This window comes from Marivita sp., from assembly GCF_022763305.1.
In the GTDB taxonomy this organism is placed as follows: Bacteria; Pseudomonadota; Alphaproteobacteria; order Rhodobacterales; family Rhodobacteraceae; genus Marivita.
Genome location: NZ_JALEGT010000121.1, coordinates 93,825 through 115,668, shown reverse-complemented (window position 1 = coordinate 115,668; position 21,844 = coordinate 93,825). Strand labels below are relative to the sequence as shown.

Below are 21,844 nucleotides of genomic sequence, written 5' to 3'. Positions count from 1 at the left end.
ATGTATGATGTCGTTGTTGTGGGCGGTGGCCCATCCGGTGCAACCGCAGCCGAGGATCTGGCACGCTCCGGGCACCGGGTTGCTCTGCTCGACAGGGAAGGCCGGATCAAACCCTGTGGAGGAGCCATCCCTCCGCGGCTGATGCAGGATTTTGACATCGGCGAAGAGCAACTGGTCGCCAAGGTAAATACCGCGCGGATGATCTCTCCGACGGGGCGTCATGTGGACATCCCGATCGAAAACGGCTTCGTCGGCATGGTCGACCGCAAGGATTTCGACCCTTTCCTGCGGGCCCGTGCCGAAGCCGCCGGGGCCGAACGGTTCACCGGAACATTCGTACGGATCGAACGGGACAAACCCGCGAAGAAACGCTGGGTGGTTTACCGCGACAAGGAGACCGGCGAAGAGCGGTCTTTGGAAACGCGCCTGATCATCGGGGCCGACGGTGCCAATTCCCGCGTGGCCCGCGACGAGATACCCGGTGGTGACAAGGTCCCGTTGGTGTTCGCCTATCACGAGATCATCGCCGCGCCGGAAAAGAACGATGTGTACGATCCGATGCGCTGCGACGTGATCTATGACGGCGCAATCAGCCCGGATTTCTACGGCTGGGTCTTCCCACACGGTGGCACCACTTCCGTCGGCATGGGCACCTATATTCAAAGCGTGAACCTCAAGGAAGCAACGGCTGCGCTGCGTCAGGCCTCTGGACTTGCCGACTGCGAAACACTCCGCAAGGAAGGCGCACCAATCCCGCTGAAGCCGCTGCGCTTCTGGGACAATGCCCGCGACGTGGTCCTGGCCGGTGATGCCGCCGGTGTCGTGGCACCATCGAGCGGCGAAGGAATCTACTATGCGATGATCTGCGGACGGTTTGCCGCGACGGCCTGTGCCGCGACGCTCAAATCCGGACGGATCACCGACCTGGCACTGGCACGTCGTCTCTTCATGAAAGAGCACAAGACCGTGTTCCGCGTTCTGGGCCAGATGCAGGACGCCTATTACAAGAGCGACTCGCGCCGCGAACGCTTTGTCTCGCTCTGTCACGATGTCGATGTTCAAAAGCTGACCTTTGAAGCGTATATGAACAAGAAACTCGTGAAGGCGCGGCCCATGGCGCATCTGAAGATCGGCTTCAAGAACGCGCGCCACCTGCTGGGACTGGTGCGGGAGACACATGTATGACCCAGACTCTCATCCCCGCCTGGCGAGGCGACACACTCGAACCTGTGGAAAAGCTGGATGCCCATATCCGTGGGCTCAAGCACAAAGCCATCTCGGTGTTTGTCCTGCGCGGGGATGAAATCCTGCTCCAGCGGCGCGCAATGGGAAAGTATCATACGCCCGGACTGTGGGCGAACACCTGCTGCACGCATCCAAACTGGAAGGAAAGCAGTCTGGATTGTGCGAATCGTCGGCTGAAGGAAGAGTTGGGGATCACGGGTTTGACACTCGATTACCGGGATCGAGTGGAATACCGCGCCGATGTCGGCGGTGGCCTTATCGAACACGAGGTGGTCGATATTTTTGTTGCTGAGGTTGAAACAGCCCCGAAGATTGTTCTCAATTCGGACGAAGTCATGGCGACGCGATGGGTACGCTATGGCGATTTGGTGAAGGAAGTGGTTAACGACCCCTCCCGCTTCACACCCTGGTTACGCATATATCTCGACACATACGCGCCACAAATCTTCGGAAAGCTGGCGATTTCCTGCGTGCAGTCGGCTTAACCCAGCCAATTTTAAACACATTCGACCCTAATTCTGGCCCCAGTTGCTCCGTAAAGGTTTAAGTGGGGCTCGAACTGGGGAGTTTGAGATGTCTGCTGCCACCGCCAGTGATCTGGAGCGGTACATGTTGGATCTCGTGAACGAGGAACGGACAAGCCGTGGCTTGAACGCACTGGTTCTCGACAAGGTCTTGAACGCGTCCGCTGATGCGCATTCCTTGTGGATGCTCGAAAACAACGTCTTTAGTCATACCGGTGTGGGCGGTTCCACACCGACACAACGTATGACAGCCGAAGGGTTCGATCTTTCGGGCTCATGGCGCACCGCCGAAAATATCGCCGCTCAAAGCGAACGCGGCGCTGAAGGCCTGTTCGATGATGTGTATGACCTGCACATCGCACTGATGAACAGTCCGGGCCATCGTGAAAACATCCTCATGCCCGAGCTGGAAGTCGTCGGCATCGGCATCCAGACCGGCACCTATGATTACGGGTCCGGCAAGTATTATTCCGTTATGGTCACGCAGAACTTTGCCATGACGGGCGGAGAGACTACTCCGGACATCATTGCCCCTGTCACGCAGGTTCCCGCCTCTGTGGATCCGGCTCCCGACACATCCGGTGTTCTGGTAGGCACGGCAAATGCCGAAAACATCGTTGGAACGGATCAGGATGATCGGATCACCGGGTCCGGCGGCAACGATATCCTGTCCGGCCAAGGTGGGACGGACACCGCTGTCTACATGAGCGACATGGTCAATTATGGGCTGACGATCAGCAACGGGTCCATCGTGATCGAGGACCGCAGCGGTGGTGATGGCACGGACACGCTCAACAGTATCGAAGTGCTCGAATTCGACGGCACCCCGTTCGAACTGAGCCGCTTTACCAACGTCAGCACGTTGACCGATGCCGACATGCTGGCCTTCTGCGAGCTCTATGTCGCCTATTTCAACCGCGCGCCGGATTCGATGGGTCTGCTCTTCTGGGGATCAGCGCTGGCCGACGGCATGTCGATGACCGACATCGCCCGCCTGTTCTTCGATCAGCCGGAAACCCAAGCGCTCTACGGCGCATCAAGCAGCACCGGTGATTTCGTCACCGCAGTTTATTCCAACATCCTGGGGCGCGCGCCGGATGCAACGGGCTTCACATACTGGACCGACATTCTCGACAGTGGTGCGGTCGAACGCTCGGAATTCATCCTTGCCATGCTGGATGGCGCCAAAGCCGCCACAGGCAGCGCGGCAGATGCACGCTATCTTGAAACCAAGGCCGAGATTGGTGCCTATTACGCTGTGGTCAACGGGCTTAACAACGTGAGCATCGCCAACACCGTGATGCAAACCTTTGACGGGACCATTGCTTCGGTGATCGACGCGCGGGATCTAATTGATGACCATGCCGCGCTTGTGGACACGGCACAGGGGTCAGAGTTCACAATGAGCGTTGTCGGGCTTGTCGACGATGCACTGGATTGGTTGTGACGCTCAGGCACCCTTGCTGAGCGGCACGACCTTTCCATCTGCCGAGGTCAGGGAGACGGCCATCTTGTAAAGATCAAAGCGCGTCATCCCGGCATCGGCATACATTTCGTCGGGCGAGGCCTGATCGATAAAGCGATCCGGCAGGGTCACGGTCCGAATCTTCAGACCCTGATCCAATGCGCCACGATCTGCCAACTCGTGCAGTACCATCGCTCCAAAACCGCCACGCGCGCCCTGCTCGACCGTGATCAACGCGTCATGTGTGCGGGCGAGGCGAAGGATAAGGTCGATGTCGAGCGGCTTGGCAAAGCGGGCATCCGCGATGGTCACACTCAGACCGTCCTTCTCAAGAAGACGAGTGGCCGCTTCCACCTCGGCAAGATGAGCACCAAAACTCAGGAACGCGACATCTTTGCCTTCCTGCAGAACCCGGCCTTTTCCGATCTCTAGAATCTCTCCCCGCTCCGGCATTGCGACACCGTTTCCAGACCCACGTGGATAGCGGAAGGCGATGGGACCGCTGTCATGTGCCACAGCGGTTGCTACCATATGAATGAGCTCGGCTTCGTCTGCTGCGGCCATAACCGTCATGTTCGGCAGCGTGACCAGATAGCCGACATCGAATGCACCGGCATGCGTCGCGCCATCTGCACCGACAAGACCGGCCCTGTCGATGGCAAAACGCACCGGCAGGTTCTGCAAGGCCACGTCATGCACGACCTGGTCATACCCGCGCTGCAGGAATGTCGAATAAATCGCACAGAACGGTTTCAAACCTGATGCCGCCATCGCGGCAGAAAAGGTGACCGCATGCTGTTCCGCAATACCTACATCGAAGACGCGGGAGGGAAATCGATTGGCGAGGATGTCGATCCCGGTGCCACCGGGCATGGCGGCCGTGACGCCGACGATATTCGGATCGCGGGCTGCTTCGTCGGTCAGGGTGTCGCCAAACACCTTGGTATAGCTGGGTGCGTTGGGTTTCGACTTGGCCTGCGTGCCCGAGGCCACGTCGAATTTCGCCACACCGTGATACTTGTCGGCGCTGTTTTCAGCCGGCGCATAGCCCTTGCCCTTGACGGTACAGCAATGGATCAGCACCGGGCCAGTCGCCCTGGCGCGCGCCGCGCGGAGCACCGGAAGAAGCTGGCCCATGTCATGACCATTGATGGGGCCGATATATTCGAATCCCAGTTCCTCGAACAACGTGCCGGAGCCCTGCAGATGCCCGGTAACCAGTTGTCGGGCGCGCTTGGCTCCTTCGCGCATCGGAGCGGGCAAAGCGGCCTCGAAACCCTCGGCCAGCGATTTGACCTTGGCCAGGGGTTCGTTGGCGTACATGCGGCTGAGATAAGAGGACATCGCTCCGACCGGGGGCGCGATGCTCATCTCGTTGTCATTGAGGATGACGAACAGGCGGCGTCCTTCGTGACCCGCATTGTTCATCGCCTCATAGGCCATGCCCGCGCTGATGGAACCGTCACCGATCACCGCAATCGCATCTCCGGTCGGTCGCCCCATGTCGCGTCCAACTGCAAAGCCCAGCGCGGCGGAAATGGATGTCGAGGAATGCGCCGCACCGAAGGGATCATATTCGGACTCGCTGCGCTTGGTGAAACCGGACAGGCCGTCCTTTTGACGAAGCGTCGTCATTCGGCCACGGCGTCCGGTGAGAATCTTGTGCGGATAGCATTGGTGCCCAACGTCCCAGATCAGCTTGTCCATCGGAGTGTTGAACACCGCATGTATTGCCACGGACAGTTCGACGACACCAAGGCTCGATCCGAGATGTCCACCCGTTTGTGCCACTGCCGAGATCACCTCGGATCGAAGCTCGTTCGCAACCTTCGTCAGTGTTGCGTCGTCCATACTGCGCAGATCGGCAGGGCCGGCGACGCGGTCGAGAGTGGGGGTCAGGGAATGTGTCATGGGGCAGTCTCCTCGGGGACAGAGGGAAGAAAGGCGTCACGTTTGCCAGGGGGTGCCTAGAAACGTGACGCCAGTTCCTGTAGCCAACAGGAAGGGAACCGGGGTGTTGAGGCCCCGCATCCGGTCTTGCATTTTGGGAACCTGGCAAGACCGGATCTGGCGATGGCAGGGGCGGCGGACCGCCCGGAGCCGATCATTCGTAGACAGGTGCACCTGTCGTTGCGAGCTCGGGCCAGTCAGCAATGACATTCGTCCCTTGCAGCGGCTGTTGGTAACCCTTGTGGCAGGTTTTGCAGGCGGCTTTCGGCGCATCGGCAAAGACCGGGCCAAGGCGTTCCGGCGGATAAACGTCCTCAAGCGGTACGAGATACTCGTTGTTGATTTCCTGAACCATGCCGATACCCAGCTGTTCGGTGGCCCATTGCGGAGTCACCTGCTCGGGGTCGTAGAACGCGCGGCTGTTGTGACAGAACACGCAGTTCACACCCAGAGAATTGGACACGTAGTTCATCAAGCTGAATGTCCGCTCCGTATCCTGCCAGGTGGTCACGCCGTCCTGGCTGGGATATTCGGCCACGTGGGATTCAAGGTTGTGAACGCCGATCCGGCCATAGTCGAGCAGGAAGGTTTCCAACGCGTCCGAGGGAAGCGACGTGTACTGGCTTTGAACCGTCACGCGGTTTTGCACCGCCGCCCAGCCGCCAGCCGCTTCGTTGACCGCGCCCATCTTGAACCAGATGTCGGAGGGAACGTTCTGACCACGGTGGCAGGTATAGCATGTCACGCCAACCTGCTTGTTCGCGTTGACATGGCCGTCCCAGCCTTCGTTGATCGTCTGGGTCATCTGGATCATCCGGCGTGCAACGACCTTGGTATAAAGATCGTCATTGCCGTATTCCTCGACCGCCACGTCTCCGTGACAATAGGCACATCCCTGTTCCGGGGCGACCCAATCGGTCATGGCGAGCATGACACGATTGAAGTTGTCCTCGGTCAGATCGCCCAGGACCTGAACATTCTGGTAGATGTCCCGTGCAAGGGGTTCTCCACCTTCCGGGATATACGGTGCCTCGGAATACATGACCTCGATGGTCGGATCAGGTGTCCGAACCTCGGTCACGAATTCCGGGCGTGACATTCCCGTTCCACGCGGACCGGATTGCAGGCTTTCGGTCTTGAAGGGCTGGCCGACCACCACGAGGAAGGCTGCGACTGTCACAGCAACCCCCGCGGCGCCTACGAGGATCGCCGGACCATAGATATTGGTCGGGTTCTCCCGGTTCCATTTATTGAACCACATCGGAAGCATAATCAGTTCTCCTGTCCAATAAAGGTTTCGTAGGAACCGTAGGCTTCGTACCCGTAAGAGCCGTCATACATCGGAGCGAAGTGATGCTCCTGTGCCCAGATGAACCAGTTGTCCACCACGGTGCCGGTCAGAAGGATCCCGATGCCGCCCGTGATCGGGGTCAGTACCGCGAACCACCATGCCCAGCGGTGAATGCCTTCCATCGTGGCGTTGAAGCCCATCGTCCAGCGCCAGAATAGAGCCGCCCGTTCGGTGGCCGTGCCACGGTCGACGATCTGTTCCAACTCGCGGTCGCCGCCGTAACGGGTCACCGCCAGAATGGTCGCGCCGTGCATCGCGAAAAGCAGAACGGAGCCATAGAGGAACACGATCGAAAGCGCGTGGAACGGGTTGTAATACAGGTTGCCGTAGCGGATCGAGAAGGCCGTGGTCCAGTCAAGGTGCGGAAAGATCCCGTAAGGCACCGCCTCTGACCACGATCCCATGAGGATCGGACGGAAAAGGCCCAGGACCAGGAACAGCCAGATGGCCGAGCCGAACGCCCAGAAGACGTGTTTGCCCATCTTGTGTTCCATCGCCAGAAGATAGGTTCTGGCCCACCAGCTCATCACCGAAATCAGCAGGAAGAAGCTTGCGATGATGTACCAGCCACCATCCTGAAGCGGCGGGAAGCTCAGCCCGTATTCGGGGCTTGGCGGTTCGAGTGCCAGCCAGAAAAGCTGGCGGATGAACTCGGGGATCGACCAGCCAACCTGCGCCAGCATGTTCAACCCGATGATGTTCAGCGCAAGGATACCTGTCGCAAGAGACACCATCCCGGTCCAACCCAGCCAGACAGGGCCAAGCTGTGCGTTGCCGATCCAGCCGATCAGGGTCGAGAAACCGGCCTTGCGTGTGCGTTCATAGTCGGCGTTCTCGGTCGCCATGCCCCATTCAGGTTTTCCCTGAACCTGGACCTGTGTGAAAATGTTCTGATACTCGGCCATGGTTACATCCCCACATTCACGCCCCAGATGGGCAGTTCGAGCCACCAGTTCCACCACTCGGGCCAGCCCTTCGTCCAGACGGGGCCAGAGATGATGATACAGATCGCGGACCAGAACCCGGCGTTCAGAGCGAGCAACAGACCAACGCGATGGATACCAAGGGTACCGACCGAGTAGCCGATGAAATCGCGGAAGAACGTGTCTTCGTGATCGGGGGTTCTCATTTCTTCACCCTTTTCAGGGTTTGCAGCCGACAGGATCAGACCGCCGTGCAACGCAAGCGCCAGGGTCGTGGTGAAGAAGAACGTCACCGCGATCATGTGGGCCGGGTTGTAATGGAAGTGCAGGTAGGCGTAGCCGGTGTTCGACACCCAGTCGAGGTGGCTGAAGATCCCGTACGGGAAACCGTGGCCCCATGCGCCCATCAGAAGCGGGCGGAAGACAACAAGCGTCACATAGGCAAAGATCGCGAAGCTGAAGGCGAAAGGCACGTGGTACCCGATCCCCAGCTTGCGGCAAATCTCGACCTCGCGCAGCGCCCAACTGACGAAAGCGCCGACCGCACAGATCGTGATGATCTGCCAGAGCCCGCCTTCCATCAGCGGCGCCATGCCCAGACCGTAACTCAGGTCAGGCGGCGCAATGTTGATGAGCCATGGATTGAAAGTGCCTTGATCGGCCGCTCCCCACAGAATGAGGATCGTGCCGAGCAGAGCGAAAAAGGCGGTCGTGACCCCGAAAAAGCCCACATAGAAAGGCCCTACCCAGAAGTCGAACAGATCGCCGCCGATCAGCGTCCCTCCGCGGACGCGATACTTTTTTTCGAAGCTGAGCAGCGCCATCTTCTTTATCTCCGCGTTTGCCGGCATGCCCCGAAGAGGAACGCAGCCGTCATGTTTCAGTCATTCGTTTTGCCGCGGGCGGTCCGGAACCGGGCTCCGCCCGCAGCGATCTTTTGAGCTCTTCCGAGCTCGCGAGCATTTACATGCCAGCGGCTGCTGCGGTTTCGAACCAGTTGATGCCGTTGGACAGCACCACGAGGTGAATCATTGCAGCCAGCAGGAAGAGGAACACGCCTTGCGCGACAAACACGCGACGCGGATCAAAGATGAGCCAGATCTTGTAGAACTTTGCCATTTTCTAATCCTTCCTCAGAACCACGGGCGCCAGATGAAGGTTGCAAGGTGTGCAACCACTGCAACCGCCGAGAACAGCCAAAGGCCGCTCATGTAGACGGAATGCAGCTCCTGGGCCTGCTCGTCAGTAAGACCTGTGAAGGACAGGTCGGTATTATCAGCCATGAACTTTCCTCCGGAACGTTATGCTGACGCCGCACTCCCTGCGGCCGGGTCCATCAGGGCCGAAACCCCTCAGGTCCTGTCCACCCCGCCGGGCGGACAGTCTCGCTCCCCCAACCTTTTCAGGCTGAGAAAATCAGTGGCGTGATCCGATCCGCTTCGCACCATGCGCGCGCCAGTGGGCCTCGCATGTTGAGCGTCTGCTTCTGGAACACTTCAAGCATCCAGATCACGGTTGCGAACGGGATCGCGACCACGAAGATGATGCTGAAATAGACCAGGAACTCGGTTCCGCGTTTTGTGTGACCGTGCTTGTGAGAGCGCGTGTCTGAAGAGGTGAAATCCGTCATGTGGTCGGTCCTCCTTGGGTTTGAGCAAGAGCGTGAACAGTCTCGAAGACGACACGTTCAGCGCCTTGTTTCAGGGCCGCGGCCTCTGCGGCGTCGCGCAGGTTCTTGGCGGCTGAAATACGGGTCAGAACGGGGTGCTGTGCGACGATCCGGTCAAGTTCGGACTGGGCATCGGCATCCCACGGAAAGTCGCGGCGCAGTGGGGTCAGGGTCGACTCGGCCTTGTCCATTTCGCTGCCCAAAGGCAGGATATGGAACAGGGCGTCGAACAAGCCGTTGCAGACTTCCTGAAGAAGATAGGTCGCGCCCGCATAGCCCATCATCGGCGTTCCGGTATGGCGACGGATCGCGGCACCGGGAAAGCTGGCCGGAATGAATGTCGGCTGCGGTCCATGCCCGGCCTTCATTTCGGCCAGGTACATCTTTTCATTGATTGACCCCATCACGACCAGGGGTCTTTTCGTGTGGATGAAGGAACGAACTTCTTCATTGTTCGTTTTCCTTCCGGCCACACGCGCCACCGCGAAGGCACAAGGCAGGCCAAGATCGGACTCGAGATAGTTGCGGATGCCGCGCGCATAGGTCTCATTCGCCACGATCCCGAAAGATGCCGTTGCGAAAAAATCCTGCGTCACGGATCGCCAGAGATCCCAGACAGGTTTCAGCGTGGAGTGCTTTTCCTGTTCGATGAAAGGTTCGGCATCGAGGCCCAGCAACTCGCCCAGCTTGCGCAGGAACTTGGTGGTCGAATCCATGCCAATCGGCGCTTGCAGGTAAGGCTTTCCAAGGCATTCCGCGAGACCGCGACCGAACTCGCGATACATGCAGATGTTCACATCCGCGTTCACGAGGTTCCGCATCTCGGCCAGATGGCTGCCCAGCGGCATCACCATGTTGACCTCGGCTCCGATGCCTTCGACCAAACGCCGGATCTCGGCCAGGTCGCTTGGCATGTTGAAGGTGCCGTACATTGGCCCAAGGATATTCACGCGCGGCTTTGCGCCCTCTTCGCGTTTCTTCTCGGGCGGCATCCGGCCTTTGGTCATGCCGAATTCCGTGAAGATCCACGTCATCGCGCGATCCGCGCTTTCCCACTGATCCTCGTCGATCGTGCGCGGCAGGAACCGTTGCAGGTTCGTGCCCATCGGCGTCACCCCGCCACCGATCATCTCGGCAATCGAGCCCGTGACAACAACCGCCGGCAGAGCTGGGTCAAGCACACCCCAGGCGCGTTTCATAGCCCCCTCGGTCCCCTCTCGACCCAGCTCCTCCTCACCGAGGCCAGTCACCACGATAGGGAGCTCATGCGGCGGAAGCGCATCTGTATAATGCAAAACCGACGTCACCGGCAGGTTTTCACATCCGACCGGGCCATCGATGACAACTTGCAATCCTTTGACGGCTGTAAAGGCGTACACCGCCCCCCAATATCCACCCGCGCGGTCGTGATCTTGAATGAGCATCAGATCATCTCCTGCGCTTTGGCGGCACGCGCCTGTTTGTCGAGCTTCTTCTGATGCTGTGCGCGGAAATCGGGACGCAGGTTCGGGGATTTCTCCCAAACGCCTGCAGTGTCGCCGGTGCCTACACCTTCGAAGAAGGCCTTCATGTCATCCATGCGGGTCTTGCCCGCGATGGCGGCATTGATCACTTCGGCCAACGATCCAGCGCCCGCGGGACCCATCAGGGGACGCGCGGAAATCAGGTTGGTGTAGTAGAGACCAGGAATGCCCATTTCCTTGGCCTTCTGCACAACCGGTGTCGTGCCGATGGCGAGATCAGGCTTTACCGCCTCCATAGCCGCACAATCGTCTTCAAGCGAGGCGCGATAGGTGACCTTGATGCCCTTGTTTTCAAGCCATTCACGGTCGGGTTCCGACCATTTCGTGCGCGGACAGGCGGTGCCGACATAACGGAGGTCCGCGCCGCTTTCGACCAACAGACGAGCGACGAGAAGTTCAGACCCTTCATAGCCCGACAGAGTGATCGTGCCTTTGATCGGCGTCGTGGCCAAAGCGCCCTTGATTGCAGGCAGAAATGCGTTTTGCGCCGCTGCGATCTGCGCAGCCGGGACGTTGTACGCATCCCCAATCGCAGCAAGCCATGCCGCAGTGCCATCGTGGCCAACAGGGGCCGATCCGACAATCGACCGACCCGCAGCCTCGAATTCACGGATCGCGGCGGTATAGAATGGGTGAATTGCGGCGACGACACCACAGTCCAAAGCAGCATAGAGTTCCCGCCATTCGCGGCAGGGCACAACCGGACCAGCGGCCAGACCCAACGGTGCCAGCATCGCGCCGATCATCATCGGGTCAGCCGGGAACATCTCGCCCAAAAGCGCGATTGTCGGACGATCCGATTTTCCGCCAGCAGGCGCTTGCACAGGACCGGCTTTGATCTCTTCGCGGGCGTAGTTGAGCATCGCACCGGCAAGCACGTCTTTCGCCTCGGCGTGGGTCGGAATGCCAAAGCCCGGAACGTCAATGCCGACGATCCGCACGCCGTTGATCTCTTTCGGAAGCAACCGGAGCGGGACGCCGGATGCGGTCGGCACACAGAGGTTGGTGACGACGATGGCATCGAACCGCTCGGGATCGGCCATTTCATGCACGCTCTCGCGGATGTCCTCGTAAAGTTTACCGGTGACAAGCGTTTCGGAATTGAACGGAACGTACCCGACCGACCGACGGGCACCGTAGAAATGCGACACGAAGGTCAGGCCATAGACACAGCAGGCCGACCCGGACAGAACCGTCGCAACCCGCTTCATCCGCAAACCGACACGCAACGACCCAAAGGCGGGGCACATGCTTTGGGGTTGGTCATGCGGACCTTTCGGATAGTCCTTCGCGAACTGGTCGAGCATGTCGGAATTGCCGGCGAGGCGTGCCGCCTTTTCCATTTCGGATCCAGAGTGACACCCCAGCCCATCCGCCAGCACGGGCGCATCGGGGGCGTCGACCCGTGGTTCCCCACGGATCACTTCAACCTCTGCCGTCTCGTCGTATGTTGCTTCGTTCGTCACGTGTCTTCTGCTTTCGTTCCCAAGGGCGCTCCGGGGGCTAACCGTCACGCGTCGTCGTAAATCACTTCCAAAGAGTCCTGCGGTGCCGCGTTCTTGCCGCGCATATCCGTGTCAGTTGCCGGTTCGAGCACGACACCCGCCCCGGTCTCGGAGCCGTCAAACAGTTCAAGCAAACCATCCTGGCTAAGCGGCGCGGGCCGCACGGGCGGAGCCGCCGCGACGTTCATGCCCAATTCGGCGAACAGCGCGCCCCACTGGCTTTGTGCGGTTCCAACGATCTGGTAATTCGCGGATTTCTTGCGCAGATCGTCATCCTGTGGGATCGACGCCAGCACGGGGATGTTCACCGCTTCGGCAAAGGCCTGCGCCTCGCCCGAGCCGTCATCCTTGTTGATGACCAGACCGGCGACACCGACGTTGCCACCCAGCTTGCGGAAATACTCCACCGCCGAGCAGACGTTGTTCGCCACATAAAGCGACTGAAGGTCGTTCGACCCGACAAGGATCACCTTCTGCGCCATGTCGCGGGCAATCGGCAGGCCAAAGCCGCCACAGACCACGTCACCCAGGAAATCGAGCAGGACGTAGTCGAAATCCCAATCGTGGAAGCCCAGCTTTTCGAGCAGTTCGAACCCGTGAATGATCCCGCGACCACCGCAGCCGCGACCCACTTCGGGCCCCCCAAGCTCCATCGCGAAGACACCGCCACGCTTGAAGCAGACGTCGCCGATCTTCACCTCTTCCCCGGCCAGCTTCTTTTTGGTCGAGGTTTCGATGATCGTCGGGCAAGCCTTGCCACCGAACAGCAGCGACGTGGTGTCGGATTTCGGATCACAGCCGATCAGCAGCACGCGCTTGCCCTGCTCGGCCATCATGTGGCTGAGATTGGCCAGCGTGAAGGACTTGCCAATCCCGCCCTTGCCGTAGATCGCGATGATCTGTGTTTTCTTGGTGGCCTCTGCCGGGATCACATCCGCGAGGTCTTCGTGGGCTTCGTCGCGCAGGCGCTGGTCGAAGTCTTTGAGGTTCGGAACGTCGTCTTTCACGAAGGCGTCTCCCAATTGAGGATCATTTTCAGGCAGGCCGGGTCTTCGAATGCAGTACGGTAGGCATTCGGCGCATCAGCCGCCGCGGCTTGGTGTGTGATGAGCCCCTCAAGGCTCAGGGCGCCGTTTTCGACCAGAGTACGGGTCGCAGTCAGGTCTTCGCGCGCCCATTCTGCAGCGACACGGAAACGCGCCTCTTTCATGAACGCGGGCGGGAAAGCGAATTGCAGAGGCTGGGTATAGAACCCCGCCAAGACGATCTCTCCCCCTTTGGCGATACGCCCGACGAGATCGTTCAAAAGACCGCCATTTCCGCTGGCATCGTAGATCGAGCGGTAGTCGCGGCGCGTGTCATCGTCCGGATGGATCACTTCATAGCCATCGGCTCCGGTTGCACGATCAGGATTGATTTCCCAGACAGTCGGCGCAGGTGCACCAGCTGCAATGGTGAGGCGCGCAAGCAGACGACCAAGAACGCCGTGTCCGACGATCAGATCAGGCACCGCCTTATCTAGCCCGGCCATTGCATGACGCGCTGTTGCGGCAAGTGCCAGCAAGGCACCCTGCGCACCTAGAGTGGGATCAATTCGGGTGACACGGTCCTGCGCAGTGATCAGACGGCGCGTTGCGCCGCCGAAAAGCCCAAAAACACCGTTGTAGCAGTTCGCACCGGGAACGAAGACGTGGTCACCCACCTTGTAGCCAGTGTTCGATCCCGCCTCGACCACTTCGCCAGAAGCTTCGTAGCCAGGGATCAGCGGATATCCCATGCCTGGAAACGGAGGCATGTCGCCGGTCCAGAACAGCTTTTCTGTTCCCGTGGAAATACCTGAATGGGCAATGTCGACGACAAGATCATCGGGACCCGGATCGCTGAGTTCAACGATTTCCAGCGCAAGGGTCTTTGGTGCGTTCAGCACGACGGCGTTTGTTTGCATCCCAACCTCCTGCGTTTTGGCGGCCCCGGTTCGTCAGAATCGAATCCGGTGTTCCACCTCTGATACTTTGTAGTGTCAGTTTATTCTTACACACTCAGCTGTCAACTATAATAGACACTTTGACTTGTAAACTGACGAAGACTGCTTAATTGAGAGGTTTCGTCGCCATGAGCGCGGTCGTCACAAACGGCCGGCGCGAGCGGTACGGACGGATCGAGTCAAATCCGGTCTTGCGACACAGCTCCGCGATCCGCGCCTGGCTGCGCACCGTCCCTGTCTGCATCGCGAGACAGTAAAAGCTGAAATACACATCCCCCGAGACCTCGGGCTGTGCGCCGCCTGACATCGGCTCCGACACCAGCAACCGACCGCCATCCGGCAGCGTTTCGAATATCTCGAAAAGCAGCGCCTCGACCGTGTCATCCTCGTGGTCATAGAGAACCCGGATCAGGGAGACAGTATCAGACCCGTCCGGCAGAAGATCATCTCGAAACGATCCCGCCACGAAATCAAGCCGATCGCTGGCCTTTGAACGCGCCATCAGACTGCGCGCATTGGGTTCGACGGCAGGCAGATCAAAGACCGTGGCGCGCAGATGGGGATGTTTCAACGCCGCTGCTTCAGCAAAGACACCGTAGCCGCCACCGACATCCAGAAGATGACGTGTGTGCTTCAGGTCAGCAACCGCAAGCGTGTCCGCTGCAACGATCTGCTGCGACCGCGCCATAAGATCCGAATACCGCTTGGAGGTTTCGGCGTCTTCGGCGTGTGCCGCACCGAAAACATACGGCCAGAAGGCCGCGAGTTCGGTTTCGACATCGCCGCGCAGCAGCGCAACCGGATCGTTCAGATCCCGGTAGAACGCTGCATGATGTCGGATCATGTCATCAAGACCCGGCACACCGACCATTGCGGCACCGAGGCGCGCGAGGCCGTATTGTCCAGCCTTGTCCCTTCGTGTGAGGTTCATTGCGGTGGCGGCCATCATCAACCGCTCCATCCGGTCAGACCGCATGCCGGTTATCTGAGCAAGCCCATCCGCCGTCATCTCCCCGTCAATCAGACGGTGCAAAATCCGAAGCTCGACAAGCGCGAACAGAACCTGGGATTTGACGAAACCCTGGACAAGATCGAAAAGCTCGGCCCCGTCCTTGGCGGCAGTACGTCGGGTCAGGGGAAAGGCGGACGCCCAGCTCTGAAAACCCGGTCGCGCGACCAGACGCATGAGCCGCGTGCGCAACCCTGGCCGCGGTCTGTAATCGACAGGAGGGCTATCGGAGGCGAGTGCCATTCATCCGGCTCGGGCAGCGCGGGTTTGTGGAACCGGCGTCAAACGTTCTGCCTGCATGCGGACCATCTCGGCCAACTGGGCTTCTCCGGGACAGGACGGGATTGATGAAATCGCCCCGCTGAGGATATCGCGGAGTCGCGATTGCGCCCCTTCAACACCTAGAACAGCGACCGCATTCGGGCGGCCATGCAGATCGTCCTGCCCAACGGGTTTACCCAGTGTTTCACTGTCGTACAGCGCATCGCGCAGATCGTCCGCAACCTGGAACGCCTCTCCGATGCGGGCGCCGAGTTCGTACCACGGTTCTTCGTCCTGACCTGCAGCAATGGCGCCCATCTGCGTGGCGGCGATGAACAGAGCCCCGGTTTTTGAGCGATGATAGGCGGAAAGGTCGATCTTCGATTCGCTTTCCCAACCCTGGCCGGCACAAATGCCGTAGGGCATTCCCGACTGGCGCGTCAGCGTGCGGATAAGGCGAACAGCACGGTCCGGCGCATGTTCCGCGGCCATCGCGAGGATTTCGAACGCAAGAATGATCAGAGAGTCCCCGGTAAGCACGGCAAGAGGCTCTGAATAGGCGCGGTGCACGGATGGTTTGCCGCGACGGATGTCGGCGTCATCGAAACAGGGCAGATCATCATGCACAAGGCTTGCACAATGGATCAGCTCCAACGCGGCGGCGGCGGCATCTGCCATCTTTGGCGAATCATCTCCGCAAGCCAGTGCAACGGACATCAGGATTGTCGGGCGGATGCGCGCGCCGCCGGGCGTACACGCGTAATGGAGAGCTTCGGAGAGTTTGGCAGGCGGTGTTCCACCCTGTCCGACGCGAATTGCCGCTTCGACAGCGGAATTAATGCGGGTGTGAAGTCCCATCAGACGCTCCTAAAACAATGTGTTGTCATCTTGATCTGACACACTAGTGTAAACTATACTGGACACTTGGCAAATGCGAGTCAACAATTCGATGATGAAAAAACCTCGACACAGTTCTGGGCGCGTCATCGTGATTGGCGCGGGGATTGGTGGGCTGGCGACGGCGCTGCCTCTGGTTCATCGCGGATTCGAGGTGACGGTTCTGGAACGCCACGCGATGCCTGGTGGGAAAATGCGGCAGGTCAACGGCGTGGATGCCGGCCCCACAGTCTTGACCATGCTGGATGTTTTCGAATCCCTGTTCGACGATGTCGGAGAGTCCCTGTCCGACCATCTGACCTTGATTCCTCAGGACATTCTGGCACGGCATTGGTGGCCGGACAGTGGACCATTGGACCTTTTCCCCGACCGCACCAAAAGTGCGGACGCCATCGGAGAGTTTGCCGGACCCAAAGCCAAGACAGAGTTTCTGTCCTTCGCCGCGCGAGCTGCGCGTCTGTTCGACGGCTTCAGCGATCCCATGATGCGCCAGTCGGAACCCTCTCTTTCTGGACTGACGGCACATGTGATGAAGCACCCGTCCCTCATCCGGGACATGGGGGTTGGACAATCCCTCAAAAGGCTCTTGGCAAGTTCCTTTTCCGATCCGCGCTTGCGGCAGTTGTTCGGGCGCTACGCGACATATGTTGGCGGATCACCGGATCGCTCGCCGGCACTTCTGTCTCTGGTGTGGGAAGCCGAAGCGCGCGGCGTCTGGTGCGTCAAAGGCGGGATGAGCGCGCTTGCGAAAGCCGTTGCCACCCTGATCGAGGCCAAAGGCGGGAAAATCCGGACAAACGCATCAGTGAAGAAGATCAACACAGCCTTTGGCTCGGTTTCCGGCGTCACGCTGACATCCGGTGAAACGCTTTATGCCGACCAGATTGTGTTCAACGGCGATCCTCGTGCCCTTGCCTTGGGCCTTCTCGGCGAGGCCACCGCTGGCGTTGCGCCGATCACGACCAAGCGGGCTCGTAGTCATTCTGCCAATGTCTGGAGTTTTGCGGCCAAACCGTCTGACATGCCACTGGTGCATCACAACGTGTTTTTCTGTGATCCGTCCCGGAACGAATTCGCCGAAATCGAACGTGGATACATTCCGTCCCACCCCACCCTTTATGTCTGTGCCGAAGATCGGGGACAGTCGGATCCACCGCCGGAAACCGAGCGCTTCGAGATCATCATGAATACGCCGCCGCTGACCCAGCGCGCCGCCCAGCCAGAGGATTACGAGATATGTCACACCCGGACTTTTCCGCCTCTTCGCCGTTTTGGTCTGAGCTTCTTACCGGAACCGGGACCCGACGCCCTGACGACGGCGAAGACCTTCGACGGTCTCTTCCCCGGCAGCGCCGGTTCGCTTTACGGGCAGACCCCGCACGGGATGACAGCGGGTCTGGAACGTCCGACCGCGCGCACATCGATCCAGGGGCTCTATCTCGCGGGCGGCGGGGCGCATCCGGGGGCGGGCGTCCCGATGGCAGCGCTCTCCGGCAAGCACGCGGCCGCGGCGATTGTGACGGACCGAACTTCAACCTCAAGGTCCCGCCAAACGGCTACGCGTGGTGGTATGTTGATGGAATCAGTGACGATGGACAGCGAGCTGTCTCGGTCATCGGGTTCATAGGGTCAGTCTTTTCGCCATGGTATCGTTGGTCTGGTCGCAAGAACCCCGAAGACCATGTGTGCATCAATGTCGCCACGTATGGTCCGGGTGGCAGATTTACCATGACCGATCGCGGCAGCGCTGCTTTGCGTCAGACCGCAGACAGTCTGACCGTCGGCCCTTCTTCAATGCGCTGGACCGGCGGCAAGCTGGTGATCGACATCAATGAAATTTCCGGTCCGCCGGTGGTCAGCCGGGTGCGCGGCACGATCAAGGTCACGCCCAGCGCGATCACGACTGTCGAATTGCCGCTCAGCAAAGATGGCGCGCATATCTGGCGTCCTTTCGGTCCGGTATCCGATATCTCGGTGGATCTGGAAGCGCCTGGTTGGCAATGGCATGGTCATGGGTATTTCGACGCGAATTTCGGAACGCGTGCGCTCGAAGAGGATTTTTCCTATTGGACGTGGGGGCGGTATCCGGCAGCGGAAGGAAGCACATGCTTCTATGACGCAACCCGTCTGGACGGTTCCGAGCTGGGAGCAGGGTTTCATTTTGCGGCCGATGGGACTGCAACCGAGATCGACCTTCCCCCTCAACTGGAGTTCAAAAGGTCTCTCTGGGCCGTTCGGCGGGAAACGCGCGGCGATTACGGGTTCCGCCCGAGACAGGTCATGAACATGCTGGACGCACCGTTTTATTCCCGGTCGATGGTGGAAACGCGGCTGAATGGGGAAAAAACGGTCGGTGTTCATGAAGCGCTTGATCTGACGCGGTTCCGGTCACCTCTTCTCAAACCGATGCTGGCGGTACGCGTTCCCAGACGCCGCAACTGGCGTTTCGATTAGGAGACGGCGGGCGTCCGCTTGTTTGCCTCATCCGGGTTGAGCCGCCAGACGCTCAGGTTCAGCGCACCCGCAATGCTGACCCACACGAGATACGGCACGAAGAGCAAACCCGCGATCATGTCGACCTGCCACAGCGCATAAATCGTAGCAGCGACAGACAGCCAAAGCGCAACAAGAACGTACATTCCCAGCTTGATCCGTTTCAGGCCGAAAAACACGGGTGTCCACAAACCGTTCAGAGCAATCTGCAAGGACCACATCGCCATGGCGATGGCGTTATCCGGGCTGATCGCGGCACGCGCACCTGCCGCAGACATGCACAGGTATAGCGTTGTCCATGTCACAGGAAACACCCAATCCGGAGGTGTCCAGGATGGCTTGTTCAAATTGCGATACCACGGGCCGGGCGGAAACAATCCACCGGTGGAGCCTGCAGCAAAGCAGGCGAGCAGGAATATGCCGAAGAGCAACCAGAACATGAAGGTCAGGTAGGCCGACCGCTCATGGCATTCAAGGCATCGCGGTGCGCTCTATCGCGCTGAGCGACTTGGGACAAGGCCTCGAATACCACATCAGATCGTGAGCGTTGAGCACTCTGGTGGCCCGCTGCGCTGACCAGAAACTCGGTTTCCGGAAGGCATCTTGCATAAAGCACTGCAGATTTTGGCATGACCATGGTCATCGCCGCGCGCATGGCGGACACGGACAACCACCCCAGCTTTTGCGCCCTTGAGGTATGAGCCCTTGCAGAGATGGAATCGTAGCCGCCCCGCTGCACCTGACCACCGATCCCCGCATAGATGAAACGTGCCGCGTAAATGCCGGGTCGGGACGAGACTGGCAGGGCGGCAACACCGGCCTCTGACCGCATATAGAGGCGGTTTGCCTGCATCACCAAGCGTCGCGTCATCTGACGAATGGCCTTGGTCGGCTTGGGATTGGCGAGAAACGTATCAGCAGACAAGCCTGCCTCGTCGAGCCATTCGAGAGGCAGATAGACGCGACCCTCTAGCGCGTCTTCACCAATATCGCGCGAGATGTTGGTGAGTTGCATCGCAACACCCAGATCACACGCCCGCGCCAACGCATTGGGGTCGCGGACACGCATCAGAACGCACATCATCACGCCAACGGCCGATGCGACGCGCGCCGAATAATCGAAAAGTTCCGACAGGGTTTCGTATCGCCGGCCCATTGCATCCCAAGCCAATCCCTCGAGCAAGGCATCGGGCAGGGCGCGCGGCATATCGAATTCCTCGACTACGCGCGCAAATGCCCGGTCCGCCGCTGCGTTGTCGGGACGGCCTTCGTAGATTCGGTCCAACCTGTCCTGCAGCCGCAGGACTGCAGCGGCCTTTTCCATTTGGAGATCAACCGCGTCATCTGCCAATCGACAGAACGCATACAGCGCAAGAGAGGGATCACGTACGGAGGACGGCAAAAGCTTTGACGCCGCGTGGAACGACAAGGACCCATGACGGATCGCTTCGCGGCAGGCCTCGAGATCAGCTTCCCGACAGGTCATCCGCGCACCACCGCAGGATCGGGTACAAGTTGTGCCAGCACCTCGGCCGAGGAAATAACTCCGGGCAAGCCTGCTCCTGGATGTGTCCCGGCGCCGGTCAGAAACAGTCCGTTCAACTCTTCGCTGACATTATGCGGTCGAAACCACGCGCTTTGCAGGATACGCGGCTCGATGGAGAAACCCGATCCATGCGGGGACAGGTATCTGTCTCTGAACGTATCAGGTGTGAAAACCTCGCTTGCGGTCACGCGACTGGCAAAACCAGGCAAAAGTTGGTCTTCCAATACCTTTGTCAGACGCACACGATACTGGCGCTCCAGATCCTTCCAATTGGCCGCGTCTGCATGGCCCAGATGTGGCACCGGGCTGAGCACGTAGAACGTATCGTCGCCCTCGGGTGCTGCGCTCGGGTCGGTCACTGTCGGGCGGTGCACGTAGAGAGAAAAATCGTCGGCCACCTTACCCTTCATGAAGATGTCCCGCACGAGGCCCTTGTAGCGCGGGCCGTTCAGGATCGTGTGGTGTCCCACATCCTTCCACATATCGCGCGTGCCTTTCGTACCGAAGTACCAAACGTACAAGCCCATCGACCAGCGCCGTGACTTGAGCTTGGCCGGCGTCCAGCGTTTGCGCGGCTGATTGCGAAGCAGATGATCATAGGTGAACCCGGCGTCGGCGTTTGACACGACGATATCCGCAGTCAGAACATCCCCGGAGGCCAGTTTGACACCCCGCGCACGCCCGTTCTTGACAAGAATCTCGTCAACCTCGGTCTCCATCCGCAACGTGCCGCCCTGTTCCCCGATGATCTTGGCCATGTTCTCGGCAATCGCAGCAACGCCGCCCATCGCGTAATGCACCCCGAATTCCTTCTCGAGATGCGACACGAGGATATACATCGACGTCACATTGAACGGATCGCCCCCGATGAAGAGCGGATGAAACGACAGCGCCATCCGCAACCGCTCATCCTTTACGCGTTTTGCGGCGTGGGCATAAACGGATCTGTCCGCGCGCAGCATTGCAAACCGGGGAAGGACGCGAATCAGATCCCCCAGTTTGTGCATTGACCGGCGGCCCAGATCCTCGAATCCGAACCAGTACCGTTCCTCGCTGTCACGCAGGAATTTGTCGTACCCCGCAACATCGCCGGGAGACAGGCGCCGCACCTCTTCGCGCATGGCCTGAGTGTCTTGGCGGGCTGTGAATTTCGATCCATCCGGCCATCGGATTTCATAGAACGGGTCCAGCGGGCGCAGATCAACTTCCTTGTGGAAATCCTTTCCACACGCAGCCCATAACTCTTTGAAAACCTGAGGGACCGTGACGATGGTCGGGCCAAGATCAAAGCGGTGGCCGTCTTTCCAGATGCACGACCCACGCCCACCCGGAACATCCAGTTTGTCGATCACGGTCACGCGGTAGCCCAGCGCGCCCAATCGCATGGCCGAGGCCAACCCGCCCAAGCCCGCACCGATCACAATGGCATGCGCCGATGTCAGCTTGTCCGAATGTGCCGCCAGGGCCGTATCAAGTTTTGTCATCATCCACTCATGATA

The 21,844-nt window shown here is 59.5% G+C and carries 21 protein-coding genes; 5 read left to right on the top strand and 16 right to left on the bottom strand.

Annotated elements, in window-relative coordinates; genetic code table 11:
- From MRY75_RS21600 to MRY75_RS21590, 3 genes are all read left to right on the top strand, one after another.
- Positions 1–1,185 carry a geranylgeranyl diphosphate reductase gene (locus MRY75_RS21600; RefSeq protein ID WP_292310095.1) on the top strand — a complete coding sequence of 395 codons (1,185 nt, stop codon included), beginning with the start codon at positions 1–3 and terminating at the stop codon, positions 1,183–1,185.
- Entirely contained in the window at positions 1,182–1,730 is a 549-nt protein-coding gene (gene idi, locus MRY75_RS21595; RefSeq protein WP_292310094.1) for an isopentenyl-diphosphate Delta-isomerase, read from the top strand. The genes MRY75_RS21600 and idi overlap by 4 nt, the downstream gene beginning before the upstream one ends.
- An 88-nt stretch (positions 1,731–1,818) precedes the next feature.
- A complete protein-coding gene (locus MRY75_RS21590; RefSeq protein ID WP_292310092.1) occupies positions 1,819–3,216 on the top strand; it encodes a DUF4214 domain-containing protein in 1,398 nt (465 codons plus the stop codon).
- A gap of 3 nt (positions 3,217–3,219) precedes the next feature.
- Here MRY75_RS21590 and dxs read toward each other — a convergent pair whose 3' ends face one another.
- From dxs to MRY75_RS21525, 13 genes are all read right to left on the bottom strand, one after another.
- On the bottom strand, positions 3,220–5,145 hold the full coding sequence (dxs, locus tag MRY75_RS21585) for a 1-deoxy-D-xylulose-5-phosphate synthase (RefSeq protein WP_292310090.1): 1,926 nt from the start codon (positions 5,143–5,145) through the stop codon (positions 3,220–3,222).
- A 193-nt stretch (positions 5,146–5,338) separates the two neighbouring features.
- Complete coding sequence (gene pufC, locus MRY75_RS21580; RefSeq protein ID WP_292310088.1) at positions 5,339–6,454, bottom strand: photosynthetic reaction center cytochrome PufC; 1,116 nt, start codon at positions 6,452–6,454, stop codon at positions 5,339–5,341.
- Positions 6,455–6,456: 2 nt separating this feature from the next.
- The gene (pufM, locus tag MRY75_RS21575) at positions 6,457–7,440 is read right to left on the bottom strand and encodes a photosynthetic reaction center subunit M (RefSeq protein ID WP_292310086.1); all 984 of its coding nucleotides are present in this window, start codon (positions 7,438–7,440) and stop codon (positions 6,457–6,459) included.
- Between the two features lie 2 nt (positions 7,441–7,442).
- A complete protein-coding gene (pufL, locus tag MRY75_RS21570; RefSeq protein WP_292310084.1) occupies positions 7,443–8,282 on the bottom strand; it encodes a photosynthetic reaction center subunit L in 840 nt (279 codons plus the stop codon).
- A 139-nt stretch (positions 8,283–8,421) separates the two neighbouring features.
- Entirely contained in the window at positions 8,422–8,577 is a 156-nt protein-coding gene (gene pufA / locus MRY75_RS21565) for a light-harvesting antenna LH1, alpha subunit (RefSeq protein ID WP_085627475.1), read from the bottom strand.
- 14 nt (positions 8,578–8,591) lie between these two features.
- The gene (gene pufB / locus MRY75_RS21560) at positions 8,592–8,741 is read right to left on the bottom strand and encodes a light-harvesting antenna LH1, beta subunit (protein WP_072778079.1); all 150 of its coding nucleotides are present in this window, start codon (positions 8,739–8,741) and stop codon (positions 8,592–8,594) included.
- Positions 8,742–8,860: 119 nt separating this feature from the next.
- Positions 8,861–9,088 carry a cytochrome PufQ gene (gene pufQ / locus MRY75_RS21555; protein WP_085638376.1) on the bottom strand — a complete coding sequence of 76 codons (228 nt, stop codon included), beginning with the start codon at positions 9,086–9,088 and terminating at the stop codon, positions 8,861–8,863.
- Positions 9,085–10,551: a chlorophyllide a reductase subunit Z gene (gene bchZ, locus MRY75_RS21550; RefSeq protein WP_292310080.1), complete on the bottom strand. Its 1,467-nt coding sequence runs from the start codon at positions 10,549–10,551 to the stop codon at positions 9,085–9,087. The genes pufQ and bchZ overlap by 4 nt, the downstream gene beginning before the upstream one ends.
- Positions 10,551–12,116, bottom strand: a complete 1,566-nt coding sequence (gene bchY / locus MRY75_RS21545; RefSeq protein ID WP_292310078.1) for a chlorophyllide a reductase subunit Y — start codon at positions 12,114–12,116, stop codon at positions 10,551–10,553. Before bchY ends, bchZ begins: the two co-directional genes overlap by 1 nt.
- A gap of 44 nt (positions 12,117–12,160) precedes the next feature.
- Entirely contained in the window at positions 12,161–13,162 is a 1,002-nt protein-coding gene (locus MRY75_RS21540; protein WP_292310076.1) for a chlorophyllide a reductase iron protein subunit X, read from the bottom strand.
- Positions 13,159–14,100, bottom strand: coding sequence for a chlorophyll synthesis pathway protein BchC (bchC, locus tag MRY75_RS21535; protein ID WP_292310074.1), 942 nt, complete (start codon positions 14,098–14,100; stop codon positions 13,159–13,161). Before bchC ends, MRY75_RS21540 begins: the two co-directional genes overlap by 4 nt.
- A 145-nt stretch (positions 14,101–14,245) precedes the next feature.
- Complete coding sequence (locus MRY75_RS21530; protein WP_292310072.1) at positions 14,246–15,325, bottom strand: methyltransferase; 1,080 nt, start codon at positions 15,323–15,325, stop codon at positions 14,246–14,248.
- A 66-nt stretch (positions 15,326–15,391) separates the two neighbouring features.
- Positions 15,392–16,267: a polyprenyl synthetase family protein gene (locus MRY75_RS21525; protein ID WP_292310070.1), complete on the bottom strand. Its 876-nt coding sequence runs from the start codon at positions 16,265–16,267 to the stop codon at positions 15,392–15,394.
- 94 nt (positions 16,268–16,361) lie between these two features.
- On the opposite strand from MRY75_RS21525, the gene crtD reads away from it, so the two are divergent.
- Both crtD and crtC read left to right on the top strand, forming a co-directional pair.
- Positions 16,362–17,933, top strand: coding sequence for a 1-hydroxycarotenoid 3,4-desaturase CrtD (gene crtD, locus MRY75_RS21520; protein WP_292310068.1), 1,572 nt, complete (start codon positions 16,362–16,364; stop codon positions 17,931–17,933).
- Positions 17,888–18,760 carry a carotenoid 1,2-hydratase gene (crtC, locus tag MRY75_RS21515; protein WP_292310246.1) on the top strand — a complete coding sequence of 291 codons (873 nt, stop codon included), beginning with the start codon at positions 17,888–17,890 and terminating at the stop codon, positions 18,758–18,760. The genes crtD and crtC overlap by 46 nt, the downstream gene beginning before the upstream one ends.
- On the opposite strand, the gene MRY75_RS21510 is transcribed toward crtC, so the two are convergent.
- The 3 genes from MRY75_RS21510 to MRY75_RS21500 are packed head-to-tail and all read right to left on the bottom strand — an operon-like array spanning position 18,757 to position 21,832.
- Positions 18,757–19,239 carry a TspO/MBR family protein gene (locus tag MRY75_RS21510; protein ID WP_292310066.1) on the bottom strand — a complete coding sequence of 161 codons (483 nt, stop codon included), beginning with the start codon at positions 19,237–19,239 and terminating at the stop codon, positions 18,757–18,759. The genes crtC and MRY75_RS21510 overlap by 4 nt on opposite strands.
- Positions 19,240–19,244: 5 nt before the next feature.
- Positions 19,245–20,285 carry a 15-cis-phytoene synthase gene (gene crtB, locus MRY75_RS21505; protein WP_292310064.1) on the bottom strand — a complete coding sequence of 347 codons (1,041 nt, stop codon included), beginning with the start codon at positions 20,283–20,285 and terminating at the stop codon, positions 19,245–19,247.
- Positions 20,282–21,832 (bottom strand): phytoene desaturase, encoded by a 1,551-nt coding sequence (locus MRY75_RS21500; protein WP_292310062.1) that lies wholly within the window; start codon positions 21,830–21,832, stop codon positions 20,282–20,284. The genes crtB and MRY75_RS21500 overlap by 4 nt, the downstream gene beginning before the upstream one ends.
- Positions 21,833–21,844 lie beyond the last annotated feature (12 nt).

Excerpts from the sequence above, each read along its gene's own strand:
- MRY75_RS21600 (WP_292310095.1), top strand. The coding sequence starts at position 1 with ATGTATGATGTCGTTGTTGTGGGCGGTGGCCCATCCGGTGCAACCGCA.
- idi (WP_292310094.1), top strand. The coding sequence starts at position 1,182 with ATGACCCAGACTCTCATCCCCGCCTGGCGAGGCGACACACTCGAACCT.
- MRY75_RS21590 (WP_292310092.1), top strand. The coding sequence starts at position 1,819 with ATGTCTGCTGCCACCGCCAGTGATCTGGAGCGGTACATGTTGGATCTC.
- dxs (WP_292310090.1), bottom strand. The coding sequence starts at position 5,145 with ATGACACATTCCCTGACCCCCACTCTCGACCGCGTCGCCGGCCCTGCC.
- pufC (WP_292310088.1), bottom strand. The coding sequence starts at position 6,454 with ATGCTTCCGATGTGGTTCAATAAATGGAACCGGGAGAACCCGACCAAT.
- pufM (WP_292310086.1), bottom strand. The coding sequence starts at position 7,440 with ATGGCCGAGTATCAGAACATTTTCACACAGGTCCAGGTTCAGGGAAAA.
- pufL (WP_292310084.1), bottom strand. The coding sequence starts at position 8,282 with ATGGCGCTGCTCAGCTTCGAAAAAAAGTATCGCGTCCGCGGAGGGACG.
- pufA (WP_085627475.1), bottom strand. The coding sequence starts at position 8,577 with ATGGCAAAGTTCTACAAGATCTGGCTCATCTTTGATCCGCGTCGCGTG.
- pufB (WP_072778079.1), bottom strand. The coding sequence starts at position 8,741 with ATGGCTGATAATACCGACCTGTCCTTCACAGGTCTTACTGACGAGCAG.
- pufQ (WP_085638376.1), bottom strand. The coding sequence starts at position 9,088 with ATGACGGATTTCACCTCTTCAGACACGCGCTCTCACAAGCACGGTCAC.
- bchZ (WP_292310080.1), bottom strand. The coding sequence starts at position 10,551 with ATGCTCATTCAAGATCACGACCGCGCGGGTGGATATTGGGGGGCGGTG.
- bchC (WP_292310074.1), bottom strand. The coding sequence starts at position 14,100 with ATGCAAACAAACGCCGTCGTGCTGAACGCACCAAAGACCCTTGCGCTG.
- MRY75_RS21530 (WP_292310072.1), bottom strand. The coding sequence starts at position 15,325 with ATGCGTCTGGTCGCGCGACCGGGTTTTCAGAGCTGGGCGTCCGCCTTT.
- MRY75_RS21525 (WP_292310070.1), bottom strand. The coding sequence starts at position 16,267 with ATGGGACTTCACACCCGCATTAATTCCGCTGTCGAAGCGGCAATTCGC.
- crtD (WP_292310068.1), top strand. The coding sequence starts at position 16,362 with ATGAAAAAACCTCGACACAGTTCTGGGCGCGTCATCGTGATTGGCGCG.
- MRY75_RS21510 (WP_292310066.1), bottom strand. The coding sequence starts at position 19,239 with ATGTTCTGGTTGCTCTTCGGCATATTCCTGCTCGCCTGCTTTGCTGCA.
- crtB (WP_292310064.1), bottom strand. The coding sequence starts at position 20,285 with ATGACCTGTCGGGAAGCTGATCTCGAGGCCTGCCGCGAAGCGATCCGT.
- MRY75_RS21500 (WP_292310062.1), bottom strand. The coding sequence starts at position 21,832 with ATGATGACAAAACTTGATACGGCCCTGGCGGCACATTCGGACAAGCTG.